14 protein-coding genes are annotated in these 16615 nt (G+C 66.2%); 7 read left to right on the forward strand and 7 right to left on the reverse strand.

Features of this window, described 5'->3' with window-relative positions; translation table 11 throughout:
• Position 1: 1 nt before the first annotated feature.
• Complete coding sequence (locus tag AC3EC3_RS08140) at positions 2-1360, reverse strand: efflux RND transporter periplasmic adaptor subunit (RefSeq protein WP_488489232.1); 1359 nt, start codon at positions 1358-1360, stop codon at positions 2-4.
• 38 nt (positions 1361-1398) lie between these two features.
• Positions 1399-2973: an efflux transporter outer membrane subunit gene (locus tag AC3EC3_RS08145; RefSeq protein WP_488489233.1), complete on the reverse strand. Its 1575-nt coding sequence runs from the start codon at positions 2971-2973 to the stop codon at positions 1399-1401.
• A gap of 178 nt (positions 2974-3151) precedes the next feature.
• On the opposite strand from AC3EC3_RS08145, the gene AC3EC3_RS08150 reads away from it, so the two are divergent.
• A complete protein-coding gene (locus AC3EC3_RS08150; protein ID WP_488489078.1) occupies positions 3152-3814 on the forward strand; it encodes a L,D-transpeptidase family protein in 663 nt (220 codons plus the stop codon).
• 382 nt (positions 3815-4196) lie between these two features.
• Here AC3EC3_RS08150 and tilS read toward each other — a convergent pair whose 3' ends face one another.
• The 5 genes from tilS to AC3EC3_RS08175 form a co-directional block, all read right to left on the reverse strand.
• A complete protein-coding gene (gene tilS / locus AC3EC3_RS08155; protein ID WP_488489079.1) occupies positions 4197-5195 on the reverse strand; it encodes a tRNA lysidine(34) synthetase TilS in 999 nt (332 codons plus the stop codon).
• 4 nt (positions 5196-5199) lie between these two features.
• Positions 5200-6138, reverse strand: coding sequence for a tetratricopeptide repeat protein (locus tag AC3EC3_RS08160; RefSeq protein WP_488489080.1), 939 nt, complete (start codon positions 6136-6138; stop codon positions 5200-5202).
• Between the two features lie 224 nt (positions 6139-6362).
• Positions 6363-7436, reverse strand: a complete 1074-nt coding sequence (locus tag AC3EC3_RS08165) for a helix-turn-helix domain-containing protein (RefSeq protein WP_488489081.1) — start codon at positions 7434-7436, stop codon at positions 6363-6365.
• A gap of 155 nt (positions 7437-7591) precedes the next feature.
• Positions 7592-9868 (reverse strand): phosphoenolpyruvate--protein phosphotransferase, encoded by a 2277-nt coding sequence (gene ptsP, locus AC3EC3_RS08170; RefSeq protein ID WP_488489082.1) that lies wholly within the window; start codon positions 9866-9868, stop codon positions 7592-7594.
• A gap of 127 nt (positions 9869-9995) precedes the next feature.
• The gene (locus AC3EC3_RS08175; protein ID WP_260924493.1) at positions 9996-10151 is read right to left on the reverse strand and encodes a YdcH family protein; all 156 of its coding nucleotides are present in this window, start codon (positions 10149-10151) and stop codon (positions 9996-9998) included.
• Between the two features lie 252 nt (positions 10152-10403).
• Here AC3EC3_RS08175 and AC3EC3_RS08180 point away from each other — a divergent pair, with 252 nt between their 5' ends.
• The 6 genes from AC3EC3_RS08180 (at position 10404) to AC3EC3_RS08205 (ending at position 16576) form a co-directional block, all read left to right on the forward strand.
• Positions 10404-10601 (forward strand): YdcH family protein, encoded by a 198-nt coding sequence (locus tag AC3EC3_RS08180; protein ID WP_488489083.1) that lies wholly within the window; start codon positions 10404-10406, stop codon positions 10599-10601.
• Between the two features lie 123 nt (positions 10602-10724).
• Positions 10725-11237 (forward strand): DUF1465 family protein, encoded by a 513-nt coding sequence (locus tag AC3EC3_RS08185; protein WP_488489084.1) that lies wholly within the window; start codon positions 10725-10727, stop codon positions 11235-11237.
• 212 nt (positions 11238-11449) lie between these two features.
• Complete coding sequence (locus tag AC3EC3_RS08190; RefSeq protein WP_488489085.1) at positions 11450-12340, forward strand: MBL fold metallo-hydrolase; 891 nt, start codon at positions 11450-11452, stop codon at positions 12338-12340.
• A gap of 96 nt (positions 12341-12436) precedes the next feature.
• Positions 12437-13423: a quinolinate synthase NadA gene (nadA, locus tag AC3EC3_RS08195; protein WP_260924501.1), complete on the forward strand. Its 987-nt coding sequence runs from the start codon at positions 12437-12439 to the stop codon at positions 13421-13423.
• 206 nt (positions 13424-13629) lie between these two features.
• Positions 13630-15888 (forward strand): prolyl oligopeptidase family serine peptidase, encoded by a 2259-nt coding sequence (locus tag AC3EC3_RS08200; protein WP_488489086.1) that lies wholly within the window; start codon positions 13630-13632, stop codon positions 15886-15888.
• Positions 15889-16003: 115 nt separating this feature from the next.
• Complete coding sequence (locus AC3EC3_RS08205) at positions 16004-16576, forward strand: carboxymuconolactone decarboxylase family protein (protein ID WP_488489087.1); 573 nt, start codon at positions 16004-16006, stop codon at positions 16574-16576.
• Positions 16577-16615: the final 39 nt, after the last annotated feature.

The raw sequence follows: 16615 nt of genomic DNA on the forward strand, positions 1-16615 counted from the left end.
GTCACCCACCCTTGGCGCCGGCCGCGGCGGAACCGGCGGCGGACAACGTGCCGGTAACGACCTGCATGCCCGGCTTGAGCCCGCCCGAAACGACTTCGGTATTGGTGCCGTCGGTATTGCCGGTGACGATCTGAACCGCCTGCGGCTCGCCCTTCTTGCCCAGCACGTAGATCGTCTGGGTGCTGCCGCGTCCGATCGTCGCGCCCTTGTCGGTCGCCCCGCCCCGGCGCGGCGGACCGCCCAGGATCGCCTTGGCGAAGCCGCCGCTGGCGCCTGCCCCTTCGGCAGGCTTGAAGCGCAGCGCAGTGTTGGGGATCATCAGCACGTTCGCCTTGTCGGACGTGACGATATCGGCGGTGGCGGTCATGCCGGGGCGCAGCTTGAGGTCGTTGTTCGCCACCGATAGGTCAGCGGCGTAGGACACCACCTGCCCGCTCGACGACGACGAGCTGGTGCTGCTGGTCGTGCTGGAGCTGGACGAGGAGGACGAGCTGCTGACCGTCAGGTTCGAGCCGATTTCCACCCGGGTGATCTGGGCATCGAAGGCCTGGCCGGGGAAGGCATCGACCGTGAACGTCGCCTTCTGACCGTCCTTCACGGTGCCCACATCCGCCTCGTCGATCGAGACTTCCAGCTTCATCTTGGAAAGATCCTCGGCGATGACGAACAGCGTCGGCGTGCTGAACGAAGACGCGACGGTCTGGCCGGGATCGACCTGACGCGCCAGCACCACGCCCGAAACCGGCGAGCGGATCACCGCATAAGTACGCTGCGTCTTGGTCTGCGCCAGCGAGGCGCGGCTGGCCTCTGCGGTGGCGACGGCCTGCGCAAGCGCCGCCTTGGCGCGCTGCACGTCGGCGCGCGCGGTCTGCATCTCGGTTCCCGAAGGCACCTTGCCGCCCGAGAGGCGATAGACTTCTTCCTGCCGGGCTAGCTGCGCCGTGTTTTCGGCCAGCGTCGCCCTGGCGGTGCCGATCGCCGCGACATTGGCGTTGATCGTCGCCTCGCCCTGCCGGATCTGGTCGTCGATCTGCTCGGGGTCGATCTCGGCGAGCACCTGTCCCTTGGTGACGCGATCATTCACGTCCACCAGCACGCGCACGATCTGGCCGGAAAGCTGCGCACCCACCGTCACCTGATTGGTCGGCGCCAGATTGCCGGTGGCCGAGACGGTCGTCACCAGACGCCCGGTTTCGGCCTTCGCGGTCGCATACTTGGGCGCGTCCGAGCCGCCCATGCAGCGGCTGAGCAGCAGCACGAGCACCACCAGCACGACGATGGCGACGATCCACCAGCGCCAGCGCTGCCAGCGCGTGCGGGGCTTTTCGCCGAGGAAGTCTTCGAGATCGCTGTCCGCCATGGTCTGTCCTGCCGGTGGGGTCTGGTGATCCGTCCCGCTCACTGCGCGGGTCCGGCCTGAAGGTTCGAGGTGTTTGTGGTGGGAGCGCCCGTGGCCGAAAGCCCTGTGGGCATCGGCGTGTTGCCGGTGTCGGGCAGGCGGTTCACATCCCAGCCGCCGCCCAGGGCCACATAGAGCGCGACGACCGCCTGCGCCTTGTCCGACCGCGCCTGCGCCAGCCCGTCCCGCGCCGAGATCAGCGAGGATTCGGCAGTGTTCAGCGTGGTGAAGTCGGTCAGCCCCGAACGGTACTGGCTGCGCGCGAGCACGGCCGAATTGGTCGCCGCATCGAGCGCGATGGCATACTGCACTTCGCGCGCGCGGGCCGCATCGAGTGCGACCATCGCGTTCTCGGTATCCTCCAGCGCGCTGAGCACGGCGGACTTGTAGGCCGCGAAGGCCTCGTCCGCCGCCGCACGGTTCGAGCGCACTTGCGCCGAAGCCGCGCCGCCGTTGAAGATCGTGTGCGACAGCGTGCCGAACAGCGATCCGGTGATCGTGTCGAGCAGGCTGGAGAGGCTCGTCGCATTGCTGGTCAGCGATCCGCCGATCGACAGCGAGGGCAGCAGCGCCGCCTTGGCAACGCCAATCCGCGCCACGGCAGCGGCGAGCGAGCGCTCCGCCGAGCGCACATCGGGCCGCTGGCGCAGGGTATCGGCGGGAACGCCCGCGCCGACGATGTCCTCCCCCGCCAGCGATCCATCGGCAGCAGAGTGCGTCACCGGGATCGGCGTGGGGGTTGCGAGCAACGCCTTGAACGTACCCGGCGCCTGCCCGGTCAGCACGCCGATGCGCGCGACGGCGGTATTGTAGGACTGCTCCAGCGTGGGGATCGTCGCGGCGGTCTGCGCCCGGCTGGCGCGCGCCGTCTCGACATCGACCGAGGTGGTCAGCCCGGCCTGCACGCGCCACTGGGCGATCTGCAGGTTCTCGTCGAGGATCTTCAGGCTGTCGCGCGCATTGGCCAGCTGCGCCTGATAGCCGCGCGCCAGCATGTAGTTCTTCGCGACCTCGCTCTCCACCGAGAGCAGCGTGGTGGCATAGTCGTAGCCGCTGGCCTGATAGGCATCGCGCGAAGCCTCGACCGAGCGGCGCACGCCGCCGAACAGATCAAGCTGATAGCTGGCATCGAGGCCGACCGAATAGTTCGTCGTGCCGCCGCTGCCCGAATAGACATAGCCCGAGGAACCGGCGGTCGCCGCGCCGTTGGCCCCGCGCACCTGCTCATAGCGCGTCGCGCCTGCCGATCCGCTGAGCGTCGGGAACAGCGAGCCCTGACTGACCTTCAGCGCCTCGCGCGCCTGGCGCAGCCGCGCCACCGCCTGCGCCAGATCGAGGTTGTTCGCCGCCGCCAGCTCGACCACTTGCGTCAGCACCGGATCGTCGAACCGGCTCCACCAGCGGGTCAGGTCCTCGCGCGTCGTCGAAGCCGGAACCGACCAGGCATCGGGAACGCCAAGGTCTGCCGCCGCGCGGGTGTGATAGTTCGGCCCGACGGCGCAGGCGCCCAGCGCGCCGCTCATCACCGCGCACAGCGTTACAGTGGGGACAAGATCGAGCCCGGTTCGTTTCATCATGCCAGCCTGAAAGGTCGCGGGTCTGTCGTCCAGCGGGGATTTGTGTCACTGTGTTGCAAATTCACCGGCAGTTTCAAGGCTATTATCGAAATTTCCAGCCGGTGTATTAGTTTTAACCCTGATGCGCGATGACAGGGATCATGGCCTTTTCAGATTCGCTTCCTATCTTTTCGTCATGAACCGCAACGCTCTTCTCCTGCTCGGCTCGGGCGTGGTGGCGCTGGGCGCCATCGGCGGCGCGCTCTATGCCGCCGGAAGGCCCGAAGCGCCTGCTTCTGGCACGGATGCGAAAACGTTGGTCGCGGCGAATGTAACGAAAGCGGCAGCGAATGTGTCTGCCCCTGCCCCCTCACACGCGCCCGCCAGGGACGCAGGCTTCGTCATCAAGCGCATCCTGCCGATCAGCGGCCCGATCCGCTATGGTGACTGGCACTGGGACGATGCGGGCGTACCGCAAGGCCCGATCGTCATCACCGTCGACCTCGACGCCCGCGTGATCTCGGTGTTCCGCGACGGCTACGAGATCGGTACCAGCGCAGTCCTGCTGGGCAGCGATGACAAGCCGACGCCACTCGGCGTGTTCCCCATCACCCAGAAGGACGAGCATCACGTCTCGAACATCTACACCGGCGCGCCAATGCCCTACATGCAGCGCCTGACCAACGACGGGATCACCCTGCACGGCTCGAACGTGGCGCTGGGCTACGTCAGCCACGGCTGCGTCGGCATGCCGGACGATTTTGCCGCCAAGCTGTTCAAGACCACGCATCTGGGCGACAAGGTCTATATCACCCGCGGCAAGTATGTGGGTATGGGCTCCGACCTGACCGGGGGGTAGACAGTTTGGGGTAATTGACCTCCAAGGAGGACTGCGAAGGGTAGTAATCTGCCGTCAGCGACGCTTAAACCATTCTAGGAATGCGCCAGCGCAAAAACAAATGGCAAAGATGAATGTCAAAGACCAGTAAACCCAAACGATAGACGGGGCACTTTTAAGGTGTGACAGGAAGTACTCTGAATTGATATAAATTCCTTCTCCTTTCGTTACGAGAGCCTGCTTGGCTACTAATCCAAGCATAATCGCGAGCATGCCCACCCATACGATTGGGTTCTGAAATTTTTCAATGCGTTCACGCCTCATACGCGGATAATGGCTTTGCACGGCAATGTCCGCAAGGGGGCGCTAACAGACCATCCGCATTTAGCTGCTTGGCCCAGACTCAGGCATCCGGCGCCTTCGCAACGATGCGCTTCGCCGCGCGGGCGGGGGCTTTCGAGAAGCTCCAGCCGCCTGCGTTGGCGCGTACCACCAGATCGCCGATCGAGGCGGGGCGGCCTGCGATCAGCGTTTCCATCAGTCGCGCCACGGCCTGGCCGCGCGGGGGCGTACCGTCCAGTTCGGTGACGATCCGCGCCAGCACCCGCAAGGCGACGGCGCGCGGCGCACGCGGGCGGTAGCGCAGGCCCATCGGCTCTTTCGTGACGCACGAGCGCCATTCCAGCGCGGCCATCCACTCCAGCGCCTCGTCCGCTTCGGCGAGATGCGCGGCGCTCTGGGCTACGGCGGTGATGTCGAGCCAGTCCGCATCCTTGAGCGCCTGCCGGATCCGTACCCGGTCGAAACGCGGATCGGTATTGCTGGGGTCCTGCGCGGCAGCGACGCCCGCCGCCGCGACGACCTGTGCGAGGTCCGCGCGCCGCCAGCCGAGCAAAGGCCGCAACAGACCAAGGTCCTTCGTGCCCGGAACCACACCTTGCGCGCGCGTGCCCGCCAGCCCCGCCACGCCGCTCGCGCGGTTGAGGCGCATCAGCAGCGTCTCGGCCTGATCGTCGGCATGGTGCGCGGTGATGAGTACGGCCAGCCGCCGGTCCTCGATCCAGTCTGCCAGCGCGGCATAGCGCGCGGCGCGCGCCTCGCTCTGGACATTGCCCGGCGCCACGGTGACGCGCAAGGTCCGGTGCGGCACGCCCAGCCCTTCGCACAGCGCCGCGACATCCGCCGCCTCGTTCGCACTCGCCGCGCGCAGGCCATGGTCGACCGTCGCCGCCTCGACCCGCCCCGGCAGCGCGGCGTGCGCGAGCAGCAGCAGCGCGGTCGAATCCGGGCCGCCGGAAATCGCCACGGCCAGCTTTGCCGGTTCGTGCGCGATCCCCTCCGGCCAGATCGCGGCAAGGTCCGCACGGAACCGCGCCACGAGATCGGCGGAAGGGCTCAGCATGGGGTTAGCTGCAAGTAAGCCCACGGCGCGTGGTGTCGTAAGTATCCTTCAGGCGCCCGGCAGCCTCGGCGGTGTAGCTCTGGCTGAACTGATCGAGCGCGATGCAGGCGCGGCGGGTGTCCTTCAGCGCCTTCATCGACACGCCGAGGTACAGCAGGCTGTCCGCCGCACGCGCGCCGGTCTTGTCGGCCTGATAGTTCTGGAGGAACCACTTGGCCGCCTCGGTCGGGTTGCCGTCATCCAGATAGGCACGGCCCAGCAGGTTGCGGCCATAGCTGACCATCGAGTCCTTGGGATACTGGGCCAGATACTGCTTCAGCTGCTGCTGCGCCTCCGGATAGTACTTCGCGCTCCACAGGCGGAAGCCGTAGCTGTAGGCGTCCTGTCCCGGATTGCCGGTCTGCGGCTTTTCGACGCCCTTCACGCCATCGGCCCGACCTGAGCTGGTGGGGGCACCGCTGCTGGGCGCAGGCGCGGTTCCGGCGGAAAGCGGCTGGCTGGGGCCATTGTCCTGCGGCCCATTATCCTGAGGCATCGCCCCCTGTTGCACCGGACCCTGTTGCACCGGCGCCGGAGCGGCCTGCGCGGCGGCGGCCATGTCGTTCATCCGCCCTTCCAGCTGATTCAGCCGGTTGGTGTTCTGCTCCACCTGCGAGGTCAGCTGCGCGAGCTGGCGCTCCACTGCGTCCACGCGCGAGAGCATATCGGTCATCGGCGTGGCAGACGGTGCCTGCATGGGCTGGGGCGCGGCAGCGGGCGGCGGCGTGATCTGCGGGAAGAACGTGCCGTCGCCGCCGGGGAAGACCTTGCGCTGGAGAGCGCGCACTTCGGATTCCACCTTGTCGAGGCGGCGCTGGGTATTGGCGTCCTGCGCGAAGGCAGGCGCGCTGCCGGCCAGCATCGCGAAACCGGCCACCACGGCCATGGCTGTCGAGACGGACATGCGGCGCCCGTTAAGGTTACGGACTGCGCGCGACGCGACAATTCCATTCATGAGCTGGTCTTCTCCATCATTCTTGTCGGCCGCTTCCGGGCCGTCACCGCTTCGCTCCTGCCGGGGCGAAACGGAACCGGACCTGAATCGCCGCCCGTCACGACGCGGCGCTGCCGCCGTCAGGCATTCGTTCGACGTGCCTGCCCCAGACCGGCGCGCCTGTCGAGAGCCGGTCAGTTGGAAGAGGTGGGAATCGGCTGTACGACCGGTTGCGATACGGTGGGGATCCCACGCGGCTGTCCTGCGGAACCGTTATCATCGCCCGAAGGCAACAGGTTCACCGGGCCGTGCGACGTGCTGCGCGCCCGACGGGGCACCGGTCGCGAGGCGGCACGCGGCGTAGCGGCAGCGGGCGAGCCGGTGCCTGCTTGGGTCGTAGCTCCCTGCGCCGTGCCTGCCTGTGTGGCGGGCACGGGAGCGGCACCCGCAGCAGGCGCAGGCTTGCCGTCGGCACGAGCGATCAGGCTGGCGGGATCGAGCGCGATATTGCCCATCACGATCGACTGGTCGGCCAGCGGCGGCAGCGTGCGATCGCCCACGGTGATCTTCAGGCCATCGGCGCGGCCCACGCGCAGGACAGGCGCGCGCGCATCGGCAGGCACCGTCCAGCTATCACCCGTGGTCATGACCTTCTGGACCAGCTGCTTGCCATCGGCATCGACCACCTTGACCCACACGCTCGGCTGCGTCGCGGTGATGACCACCGGGCCGCTGGGCGCTGCCTGCGGGGCAGCGGCAGCCTGCTGGGCAGGCTTGGGCGCAGGGGCCGCAGCGCTGGGCTGGTCGGAGATCAGATCAGGCAGCTTGGCCTCGGGCGAGAGGAAATTACCCCAGAACGCCAGCAGCAGGCCGATGACGACGACGATCGCCAGCACGCCGATCCACGCCAGCGCCCGGCTCGGCACGCGCGCGGGATCGCCCGGCTCGAAGCTAGGCAGCGGAGGCGGCGCCTGACGCAAATGGGCAATTTCCAGCTGTTCGCGCACGCGGCGGGCAATGTCGCCCTCGTCCAGCTTGAGCGTGCGGGCATAGGCGCGCGCGAAACCCACGGCATAGGTCGGCGCGGCAAGATCGCCCAGCCGGTCTTCCTCGATGGCGGCGAGATGACGCTCGGCGATCTTGGTCTGCGCGGCGATATCGGCACGGGTCAGCCCCGCCGCCTCACGCGCACGCGACAGGATGGCGCCGGCGGTCTCGTTCCCGCGTTCGGTCGGTGCGTTCTCGCCCAGGGTGTCCTCGTGTGCCATCCAGTTTCCGCAAGGGATTGTGTAAAGGGTATTTGCGATCCGCCTTTACCAAACTCCATGACCGCACAAAGTCAATCATGGCCGTTCGAAGGCGAAGATTTTTCTGCACAGGCAGGCGACGAACCACGCCCGGAACATGACGCAGTGCGCCCCGCTCAGTCGAGCGGAATGCCGCGCTCCTCCGCCCAGGCGGTGATCGTGGCGCGCATGTCGAGCGGCGGCGATGCCAGCCAGCCCTCCATCGCCGCCGCGATCTCGCCCATGTCGACATGGCTGATCAGGTCCTTGATCGGGCCGACCGAGGCCGGTGTGATCGACAGGCGCCGGATGCCCAGCCCCATCAGCGCCAGCGCCTCCAGACGGCGCCCACCCATCTCGCCGCACACGCCGATATCCACGCTGTGTCCGTCGAGCGAGCGCACGACGCGGCGGATGAAGCGCAGGATCGCCGGGCTCAGCCAGTCATAGCGCTCCGCCAGCTTGGGATGCGCGCGATCGGCTGCGAACAGGAACTGGGTAAGGTCGTTGGTGCCCAGCGACAGGAAGCTGATCTTGGGCGCCAGCAGGTCGAGCTGTTCGGCGAGCGCCGGCACTTCCAGCATCACGCCATAGCGGATCGCTTCGGGCAGCAGCTTCTTCTGGCGGCGCAGGAAGGCCAGCTGCCCCTCGAACACTGCCTTGGCCGCGTCGAACTCCCACGGCTCGGCGACCAGCGGGAACATTACATGCAGCACCCGGCCCGCCGCCGCATCGAGCAGCGCGCGCGCCTGCACCTTGAGCAACCCGTCACGTTCGAGAGCGACGCGCAGCGCGCGCCAACCCATCGCCGGGTTCTCCTCGTGCTCGGCATCCTCATTGCGCAGATAGGGCAGCGTCTTGTCGCCGCCGATATCGACGGTGCGGAACATCACCGGCTTGCTGCCCGCCGCCTCCATCACGTCGCGATAGAGCCGGGTCTGGCGTTCGCGCGCGGGGAGCGTGGCGGACACCAGGAACTGGAACTCGGTACGGAACAGGCCGATGCCGTCCGCCCCGGTCGACGACAGGTTCGCCATGTCGTCGCGCAGCCCTGCATTCATCATCACGGTGACGCGCTGGCCATCGCGGGTGACCGGGTGAACGTCGCGCATGGCGGCATAGACCGCCTGCCGCTCACGGCTCTTGGCGAAACGTTCCTCGAAAGCATCGATCACGCCCTGCTGCGGGCGGACCATCACCGTCGCGTGATCGGCATCGAGCAGCAGCGGATCGCCGTCGCGCACTTTGGCGCGCAGGCTGCGCACGCGGCCCAGCACCGGGATGCCCATCGCCCGCGCCACGATCACGACATGACTGGTGAGCGAGCCTTCCTCAAGGATCACGCCCTTCAGCCGTCGCCGGTCGTATTCGAGCAGTTCGGCAGGCCCGAGATTGCGCGCGATCAGGATGGCATCGTGGCGCAGCCCCATCGAGGCCGCCGTGTGCATCTGGCCCGAGACGATGCGCAGCAGACGGTTGGAGAGATCCTCCAGATCGTGCATGCGATCGGCCAGCAGCGGATCGTCGATCTGGCGCATGCGCATGCGGGTGCGCTGCTGCACGCGTTCGATCGCGGCCTCCGCCGTCAGCCCGGAATCGATCGCCTCGTTGATGCGGCGGGTCCAGCCCTCGTCGTAGGCGAACATGCGATAGGTTTCGAGCACTTCCTCATGCTCGCCGCCCACGCCGAACTCGGCCTGGCTGGACATCCGGTCGATCTGTTCGCGCATGCGGTCGAACGCCAGGATCACCCGCTGGCGCTCGGCCTCGGTATCCTCGGCAACGATATGCTCGATGTGGACGCGGGGCTGGTGGTACACCGCCTGCCCCGCCGCCAGCCCCTTGACCAGCGTGAGGCCGCGCAGCTGGTCAGGCCCGGTCTGCGTGGCGTTGAACGCAGCAACGTCCACCTCGTCGATCAGGTCGGCGTTGGTGATCAGTTCGGCCAGCACCATGGCGACCGTCTGCAAGGCCTCGATCTCGACCTCTTCGTAGCGGCGCGGCTCGACGTGCTGGACGCACAGCACGCCCACCGCACGTTCGCGCCGGACGATCGGCACCCCGGCGAAAGAGTGGAACTTGTCCTCTCCGGTTTCCGGGCGATAGGAAAAGTCGGGATGGGCCGCCGCTTCGGCGAGGTTCAGCGTCTCGGTATGATCGGCGATGCTGCCGACCAGCCCCTCGCCTACCGCCATGCGGGTGACGTGGACCGCCTCCTGCGCCAGACCGCGCGTGGCGAATAGTTCGAGCATGCCTTCACGCAGAAGGTAGATTGAACAGACCTCGGAATGGAGTGACTCCCCGATTACCTCCACGACCGTGTTCAGCTTCGCCTGTGCATTGCTGCGCGAAGCCATCACCTCGTGAAGGCTGATGAGGATGTTTCGTGCTGCTTCGACGGCTCCACTGCTCATGCCTTGAAGGACTACCCCAAAGGATCGGCTTTGGGAACGCAGCGGAGCCATCTAATACGTCGGAAATTCGAATTTTATCGCTGAATTTCCAAGTCGGTGTTCACGTCTGCTTGATCGGGGACCGGATTTAGGCCCGCGCGATCTCCTCCTTGAGCCTGAGCTTACGCTTCTTCAGCGCCTGGATTACCCCGTTGTCCGGCATGGGTCGGATCATCTCTTCATGGATCTGCCGATCAAGACCGGCATGCTTGGTGTGAAGAGCGGCGACATGCGAACTATCCATGGACGGTTCTCCTCTTTTTACTGGCGCAGCCGCAACCAGCCTGAAAGCCAGGCGCGATCGAGGGGCCCGGATTGGCGACTCGTCATCCAGGATGCGGCGCAAAGATGATGGAACCACAATCGCGGCATCTTGCGAAGGGGGTGAATGATTCATATCGGTGAGCGGAAGGGCTGCCGCGTCGGACAGGATTCGCCAGCCAAACCGTTCCACCACGTCCGGGGCCGCCGTGAAGGCCCATCAGGAGACCCCGCCGTGACCGAAGAGGAAATGCGCAAGCGCCTGGAAATCCTGCGAACCGACCACCGCGATCTCGACGCGGCGATCGACGCGCTGGAGAAAGCCGGGGCCGGAGACCAGATGCAGATCGCGCGCCTCAAGAAGCGAAAATTGCGCCTGAAAGACCAGATCTCGCAGATCGAGGACTACCTGATTCCCGATATCATCGCGTAAGCCGGGATCAGCCACCTAAGGCACCGTTTCGGCCGTCCGATTTTCGGACAGCCTGCAAGAATGCCTCGATTTCGGCGCCACCCCCGATTGCAGCGATCCGCGCGATCGGAAATAGAGTGGCGCATGACGGCTCCGCTCACGTTCAACTTGCGCATCATCGAAGGGCTCTATGCCGAGGCCCTGATTCTGTCCGATGACGTGCGCCGCGCTTTTGCCGGACCGGCCCAAAGGCAACCGACATGGCTGCAACGCTTTGCATCCGGCCGGGATGTCAAACACCGGAATGACCGCAGCCGCATCGCCCTTTCCACCGAGGGCCTGCGCACGACCACGCGAATGATGCATGCCGTGGCCTGGCTGCTCAACCACCGCGCCTTCCTCAGTGGAGAGATGAGCGCGTTCCAGCTGCGGCGCTGCGGACAGTTGCCGCAGGAGAAGCCCGAAAGCCTGCCTGAAGAAATGCCCGAGGAAGACGCACCCGCCCTCCCCGTGGCCATTACCGCGCTGGTCGAACGCACCCGCCGCTTCCACCGGCGGATCGCGCGCCTCGATCAGGAGTGGCAACGCGGCGCCGCGCCGCGCCCGGACCTGTTGGAGCACCTCACGGCCCGGCTAGAGGCGCAGCACGCGGGCTGATTCCCACTCCTGTCTGCTTCGGAGTCGCCGCCCCGCCATCACGGAGCGCACCCGAGATCGCTGAACCGCCGGACAGCACCAGCGCGAGCGGCCCGCTCGGCGCCCGAGTTCGCCGTCGCCCAACTCGGCAGCCCCGGCTCCGCCGCCCCGACTCGACCGGCCCGCGACAGCCCCACTCGACACTGGCGCCCGCGCCGCCCATATCGCCGGTCATGGAGCTTCCCGCCGATATTCCGCGCCCTTACGAACTGGCCGAGACGGTCGCCCCGCGCGTGCGCCGGGTGCTGGCACGCAATCCTTCGCCTTTCACGTTCACCGGCACGCAAACCTACCTTGTAGGCGAAGGGCCGGACGTGGCGGTGATCGACCCCGGCCCGGACGAACCCGCCCACCTCGCCGCACTGGTCGAGGCCATCGCGAACGCGAAGGTGGTCGCGATCCTGTGTACCCACACCCATCGTGACCACTCGCCCGCCGCCGCACCGCTTTCCGCCATGACCGGCGCGCCGATCATCGGCTGTGCGCCGCTGACGCTAGACGATGATGGCCCCCGCGCCGATGCCGCCTTCGATGCCGACTATCGCCCCGACCGCGTGCTGGCCGATGGCGAAAGCGTCAGCGGCACCGGCTGGACGCTGACCACCGTGGCGACGCCGGGTCACACGTCCAACCACTTGTGCTTCGCGCTGGACGATAGCGGCGTCGTGTTCACCGGCGATCACGTGATGGGCTGGTCCACCAGCGTCGTCTCGCCCCCCGATGGCGACATGACCGCCTATCTCGAAAGCCTCCAGAAGCTCTACGAGCGCGAGGGGGACACGATCTATCTGCCCGCGCACGGCCCCGCCGTCGAGAAACCGCGCCAGCTGGTGCGCGGCATGATCGGCCATCGCCGCCAGCGCGAACGCCAGATCCTGCGCCAGATCGAAGCCGGTCGCCACCTTATCGCTGACATGGTGCCCCACATGTACAAGGGCGTGGACCAGCGCCTGTGGCCCGCCGCCGGACGCTCGGTGCTGGCGCATCTGATCGACCTCGAACGCCGTGGGCTGGTCGCGCGCGAGATCACACATGGCACAGATGAACGCTGGATCGCCCTTTAACCCGCTTTTTCCGCTTGGGAACGCCGCCGCTCACGCCTAGATAGCCCGCCAGACAGCCGGCGCCATGACCGGACCTTAGCGACCAGAGGACACACCATGACCCTGATGCCCGCCGACCTCTCCGGCCTCGACCTGCGCGCCGAGATCGAGCGCCTGCGCAAGGAACGCAACGCCGTCATCCTCGCGCACTATTACCAGCGCCCCGAGCTTCAAGATCTGGCCGATTTCGTGGGCGACAGCCTGGAACTCAGCCGCAAGGCCGCCGAAACCGACGCCGAGGTCATCGCCTTTTGCGGCGTGAAGTTCATGGCCGAGGTCGCCAAGATCCTCAGCCCCGAAAAGACCGTGATCCTGCCCGACATGGCCGCCGGATGCAGCCTTGAGGATTCGTGCCCGCCCGAGAAGTTCAAGGCCTTCCGCGAGGCGCATCCCGATCACATCGCGCTGACCTACATCAACTGCTCGACCGAGGTGAAGGCACTCTCGGACGTGATCGTCACCAGCTCGTCCGCCGAGACGATCCTGGCGCAGATCCCCCGCGACCAGAAGATCATCTTCGGCCCCGACCGCCATCTGGGCGGCTACCTGAACCGCAAGTTCGACCGCGAGATGCTGCTTTGGCCGGGCGTGTGCATCGTCCACGAGGCCTTCAGCGAAACCGAACTGCTCAAGCTGCGCGGCCAGCACCCCAACGCCCCGATCGCCGCGCACCCGGAATGCCCGCCGCACATCGTCGATCATGCGGACTATGTCGGCTCGACCAGCGGCATCCTGCAATATGCCAAGACGATGACCGGCGACACGCTGATCGTCGCCACCGAACCGCACATCATCCACCAGATGCAGGCGGCGCTGCCGAACAAGACCTTCATCGGCGCGCCGGGGGCCGACGGCAACTGCAACTGCAACATCTGCCCGTACATGGCGCTCAACACCATGGAGAAGCTCTACCTCTCGCTGCGCGATCTCACCCCGCGAATCGAGATCGAGGAAACGCTTCGCCTCGGCGCCAAGAAGAGCCTCGATGCGATGCTGGAAATGGCCAACGGCACCATCGGCAAGGGCGATCTGGGGTCGCGCTGACACTGTTCGGATATTGCTGACGCAGCGCAGCAATATTCACTTTTGCACGCGAAGCTGTACCGTTACGGGCACATGTAGCCAGCCCGTAACGCAAGACAAACGCTGGCAAAAATCCGGCATGTAGAATTTGCAATCGCATGCATGAAATTCGCATGATTCTTCGCACCTGCGGGACTGGAAATCCGCGAAAAAGAGGACTAGCTGGCGTGCATCCCAATTCTACGAGCAAGGTCACACAATGTCCGCAATTCGTAACACCTCGATCGCCCGCAAGGCTCCTGTGGCAGTGGCTATCGCCTTCGCCCCGCTCCTTATCGCTGCACTCCCGCTCGTCCGCGCGTTCGGATAAGCCTTTTCGCGGCCGCAAGACGCTGCTCGCAGCAGCTGTCGCGGCCGCGCCGCTTCTCATAGCGGCGACCTCGGCCACACCCGCCGATCCCTATCTCTGGCTCGAAGACATCCACGGCGCGCGCGCCCTTGCTCAAGTCGTCGGCTGGAATGCCGAAACCGAGAAGACGCTGCGGGCCGTTCCCGGCTTCGAAAGCGATCATTCGCGCGCGCTCGCGATCCTTCAGGACGAGAGCCAGATCGCCGAACCCGATCAGGTCATGGGCGATACCGTCACCAACCTGTGGCGTGACAAGGCGCACCCGCGCGGCCTGTGGCGCGAAGCCTCCCTCTCCTCGTTCCGCACCGGCAAGCCGGTCTGGCGCACGCTGATCGACGTCGACGCGCTGGGCAAGGCCGAGGGCAAGAGCTGGGTCTGGCACGGCGCCAACTGCCTCACCCCCGATTACAGCCGCTGCCTGATCTCGCTCAGCCCGGGCGGCAGCGACGCCGATGTCGTGCGCGAATGGGACCGCACCACCGGCCAGTTCGTGTCCGGCGGCTTCACCCTCCCCGAAGCCAAGAGCCAGGTCGCCTGGGAAGATCGCGACACCCTGCTGGTCGCCACCGACTTCGGCCCCGGATCGACCACCACCAGCGGCTATGCGCGCATCCTCAAGCGCTGGAAACGCGGCACGCCGCTGTCCTCCGCCACCGTCATCAAGGAAGCCGCGCCCACCCAGATGGGCATCGGCGCCCATGCAGTGATGGACGGCGACACGCGCCGCATGATCGTGACGCTCAACAAAAGCTTCTACACCAACCAGTCGTGGATCGAGGCGCCGAACGGCAGCCTGATCGCGCTGCCTCTGCCCGAATCGGCGGACCTTTCGGGCGTGGTCGACGGCAAGTTGATCGCGCAGCTGAACCAGCCGCTGGGCGACGTGCCCGCAGGCTCGCTGGTCAGCTGGTCCATCGCCGATGTGCTGGCAGGCAAGCCGGGCACGGCCAGGCGCGTGTTCGTGCCCAGCAAGACGCAGGCAATCGAAAGCGTCGCCACGTCCGACCATGCGCTGTGGATCAAGCTGCTCGACAACGTTTCGGGCCGCCTGCTCGAACTGACGCCGCGCGGGCCTGGCGACGAGAGCATCTGGTCGGAGACGACCGTTGCCCTGCCCGACAAGGCGACAGTCACGCTCGATGCCACCGGCGATGCGCAGGATGCCGCCTTCGTCACCGTGCAGTCGTTCCTGCTGCCGCCCACGCTCTATGCCGTCGATGCCACCGGCACGCCCACGGCGGTGCAGTCGCTGCCTGCCAAGTTCGATGCCTCGCAGTTCACGATGAGCCAGCATTTCGCGACCTCAAAGGACGGCACGAAAGTCCCGTACTTCCTCGCGATCAAAAAGGGCGTGACCGGGCCGGTGCCCGCGCTGATCCACGCCTATGGCGGCTTCCGCCTGCCGCAGACGCCGACCTATCTCACCACCGAGCCATATCGCGCCGGGCCGCTGGCGATGTTCTGGACCGAGGAAGGCAATGCCTATGTCCTCGCCAACATTCGCGGCGGCGGCGAGTACGGCCCCGGCTGGCACGACGCGGCGCTGCGTGAAAAGCGCCAGAACGCCTACGACGATCTCTATGCCGTCGCGCAGGATCTGGTCTCGCGCGGGATTTCTGCAAAGGGGAAGATCGCGGTCTCCGGACGCTCCAACGGCGGGTTGATGGCAGGCGTGGCGCTGACCGAGCGGCCCGACCTGTTTGGCGCGGCGATCATCGGCTCGCCCCTGCTCGACATGAAGCGCTATTCGCACATGCTGGCGGGCGCCTCGTGGATGGCCGAATACGGCAACCCCGATGTCCCGGCGGACTGGGCCTTCATCTCCAAGTATTCGCCTTATCAGAACGTGCGCAAGGGCGTGCACTATCCCCCGGCGTTCTTCTATTCCTCGACCGAGGATGACCGCGTGCATCCCGGCCATGCCCGCAAGATGGCCGCCAAGCTCAAAGCCTATGGCAACACGGTCTACTTCCACGAATACCGCGAGGGCGGCCACTCGGTGGGCGCGGACCCGGCTGAAGACGCGGTGCGTGCAGCGCTGCTCCACGCCTATCTGAAGAAAACCCTGATGCATTGAGACAGAGTCACGCAAGGCACTCAATTGCCCTTGCGTGAAAAACGCGCTGCACTGCGGCATCCCTGAGGCCCGTTCAGGCGTTGCGGGGCTGGATCACTCCCAAGGAGCCAGCCCCATGCGCCTTCCCATACTCGATCACACCACTCTGCAGGGCGACCAGCAAGCCCTCTACGAGGACATGAAGTCCGGCATCGAGAAGAATTTCAAAGGCTTCACCGCCATCGACGAGAAGGCCGATCTGGTCGGGCCATGGAATCCCTGGCTCTCGTTCCCCAAGTTCGGCGGCCCGGTGTGGAACCTCGTGAAGGCGCTGGCCGACAATCCCCTGCTGCCCAGGACCGTGCGCGAGATCGCGATCCTCGTCACCGGCACCTATTTCCATTCCGACTACGAGCTTTACGCGCATATCCATGTCGCCGAGGATCGCGGCCTCTCGGAAGACACCATCCGCACCATCGTCAGCGGCAATCGCCCGCACGATCTCCCGCGCGAAGAGGCGATGGCCTACGACTTCGCCTCGATCCTCGTCGAAGGCGGGGTGATCCCGGAAATCCTCTATCGCGGCATGGTGGAGACCTTCGGGCAGGATGGCACGGCCGAGTTCATCTACCTCGTCGGGCTCTACTGCATGGTCTCGACCACGCTGAACGGCTTCAACGTGCCCGTGCCGCAGGACGGCGACGCATAAGTTTGCTGTCATGCCGGCAACAGCATGACAGATACGGCA

Source organism: Novosphingobium sp. BAM6, from assembly GCF_057784955.1.

Bases quoted from the DNA above. Each gene is read 5' to 3' on its own strand.
- AC3EC3_RS08140 (WP_488489232.1), bottom strand. From the start codon at position 1,360: ATGGCGGACAGCGATCTCGAAGACTTCCTCGGCGAAAAGCCCCGCACG.
- AC3EC3_RS08145 (WP_488489233.1), bottom strand. From the start codon at position 2,973: ATGAAACGAACCGGGCTCGATCTTGTCCCCACTGTAACGCTGTGCGCG.
- AC3EC3_RS08150 (WP_488489078.1), top strand. From the start codon at position 3,152: ATGAACCGCAACGCTCTTCTCCTGCTCGGCTCGGGCGTGGTGGCGCTG.
- tilS (WP_488489079.1), bottom strand. From the start codon at position 5,195: ATGCTGAGCCCTTCCGCCGATCTCGTGGCGCGGTTCCGTGCGGACCTT.
- AC3EC3_RS08160 (WP_488489080.1), bottom strand. From the start codon at position 6,138: ATGTCCGTCTCGACAGCCATGGCCGTGGTGGCCGGTTTCGCGATGCTG.
- AC3EC3_RS08165 (WP_488489081.1), bottom strand. From the start codon at position 7,436: ATGGCACACGAGGACACCCTGGGCGAGAACGCACCGACCGAACGCGGG.
- ptsP (WP_488489082.1), bottom strand. From the start codon at position 9,868: ATGAGCAGTGGAGCCGTCGAAGCAGCACGAAACATCCTCATCAGCCTT.
- AC3EC3_RS08175 (WP_260924493.1), bottom strand. From the start codon at position 10,151: ATGGATAGTTCGCATGTCGCCGCTCTTCACACCAAGCATGCCGGTCTT.
- AC3EC3_RS08185 (WP_488489084.1), top strand. From the start codon at position 10,725: ATGACGGCTCCGCTCACGTTCAACTTGCGCATCATCGAAGGGCTCTAT.
- AC3EC3_RS08190 (WP_488489085.1), top strand. From the start codon at position 11,450: ATGGAGCTTCCCGCCGATATTCCGCGCCCTTACGAACTGGCCGAGACG.
- nadA (WP_260924501.1), top strand. From the start codon at position 12,437: ATGACCCTGATGCCCGCCGACCTCTCCGGCCTCGACCTGCGCGCCGAG.
- AC3EC3_RS08205 (WP_488489087.1), top strand. From the start codon at position 16,004: ATGCGCCTTCCCATACTCGATCACACCACTCTGCAGGGCGACCAGCAA.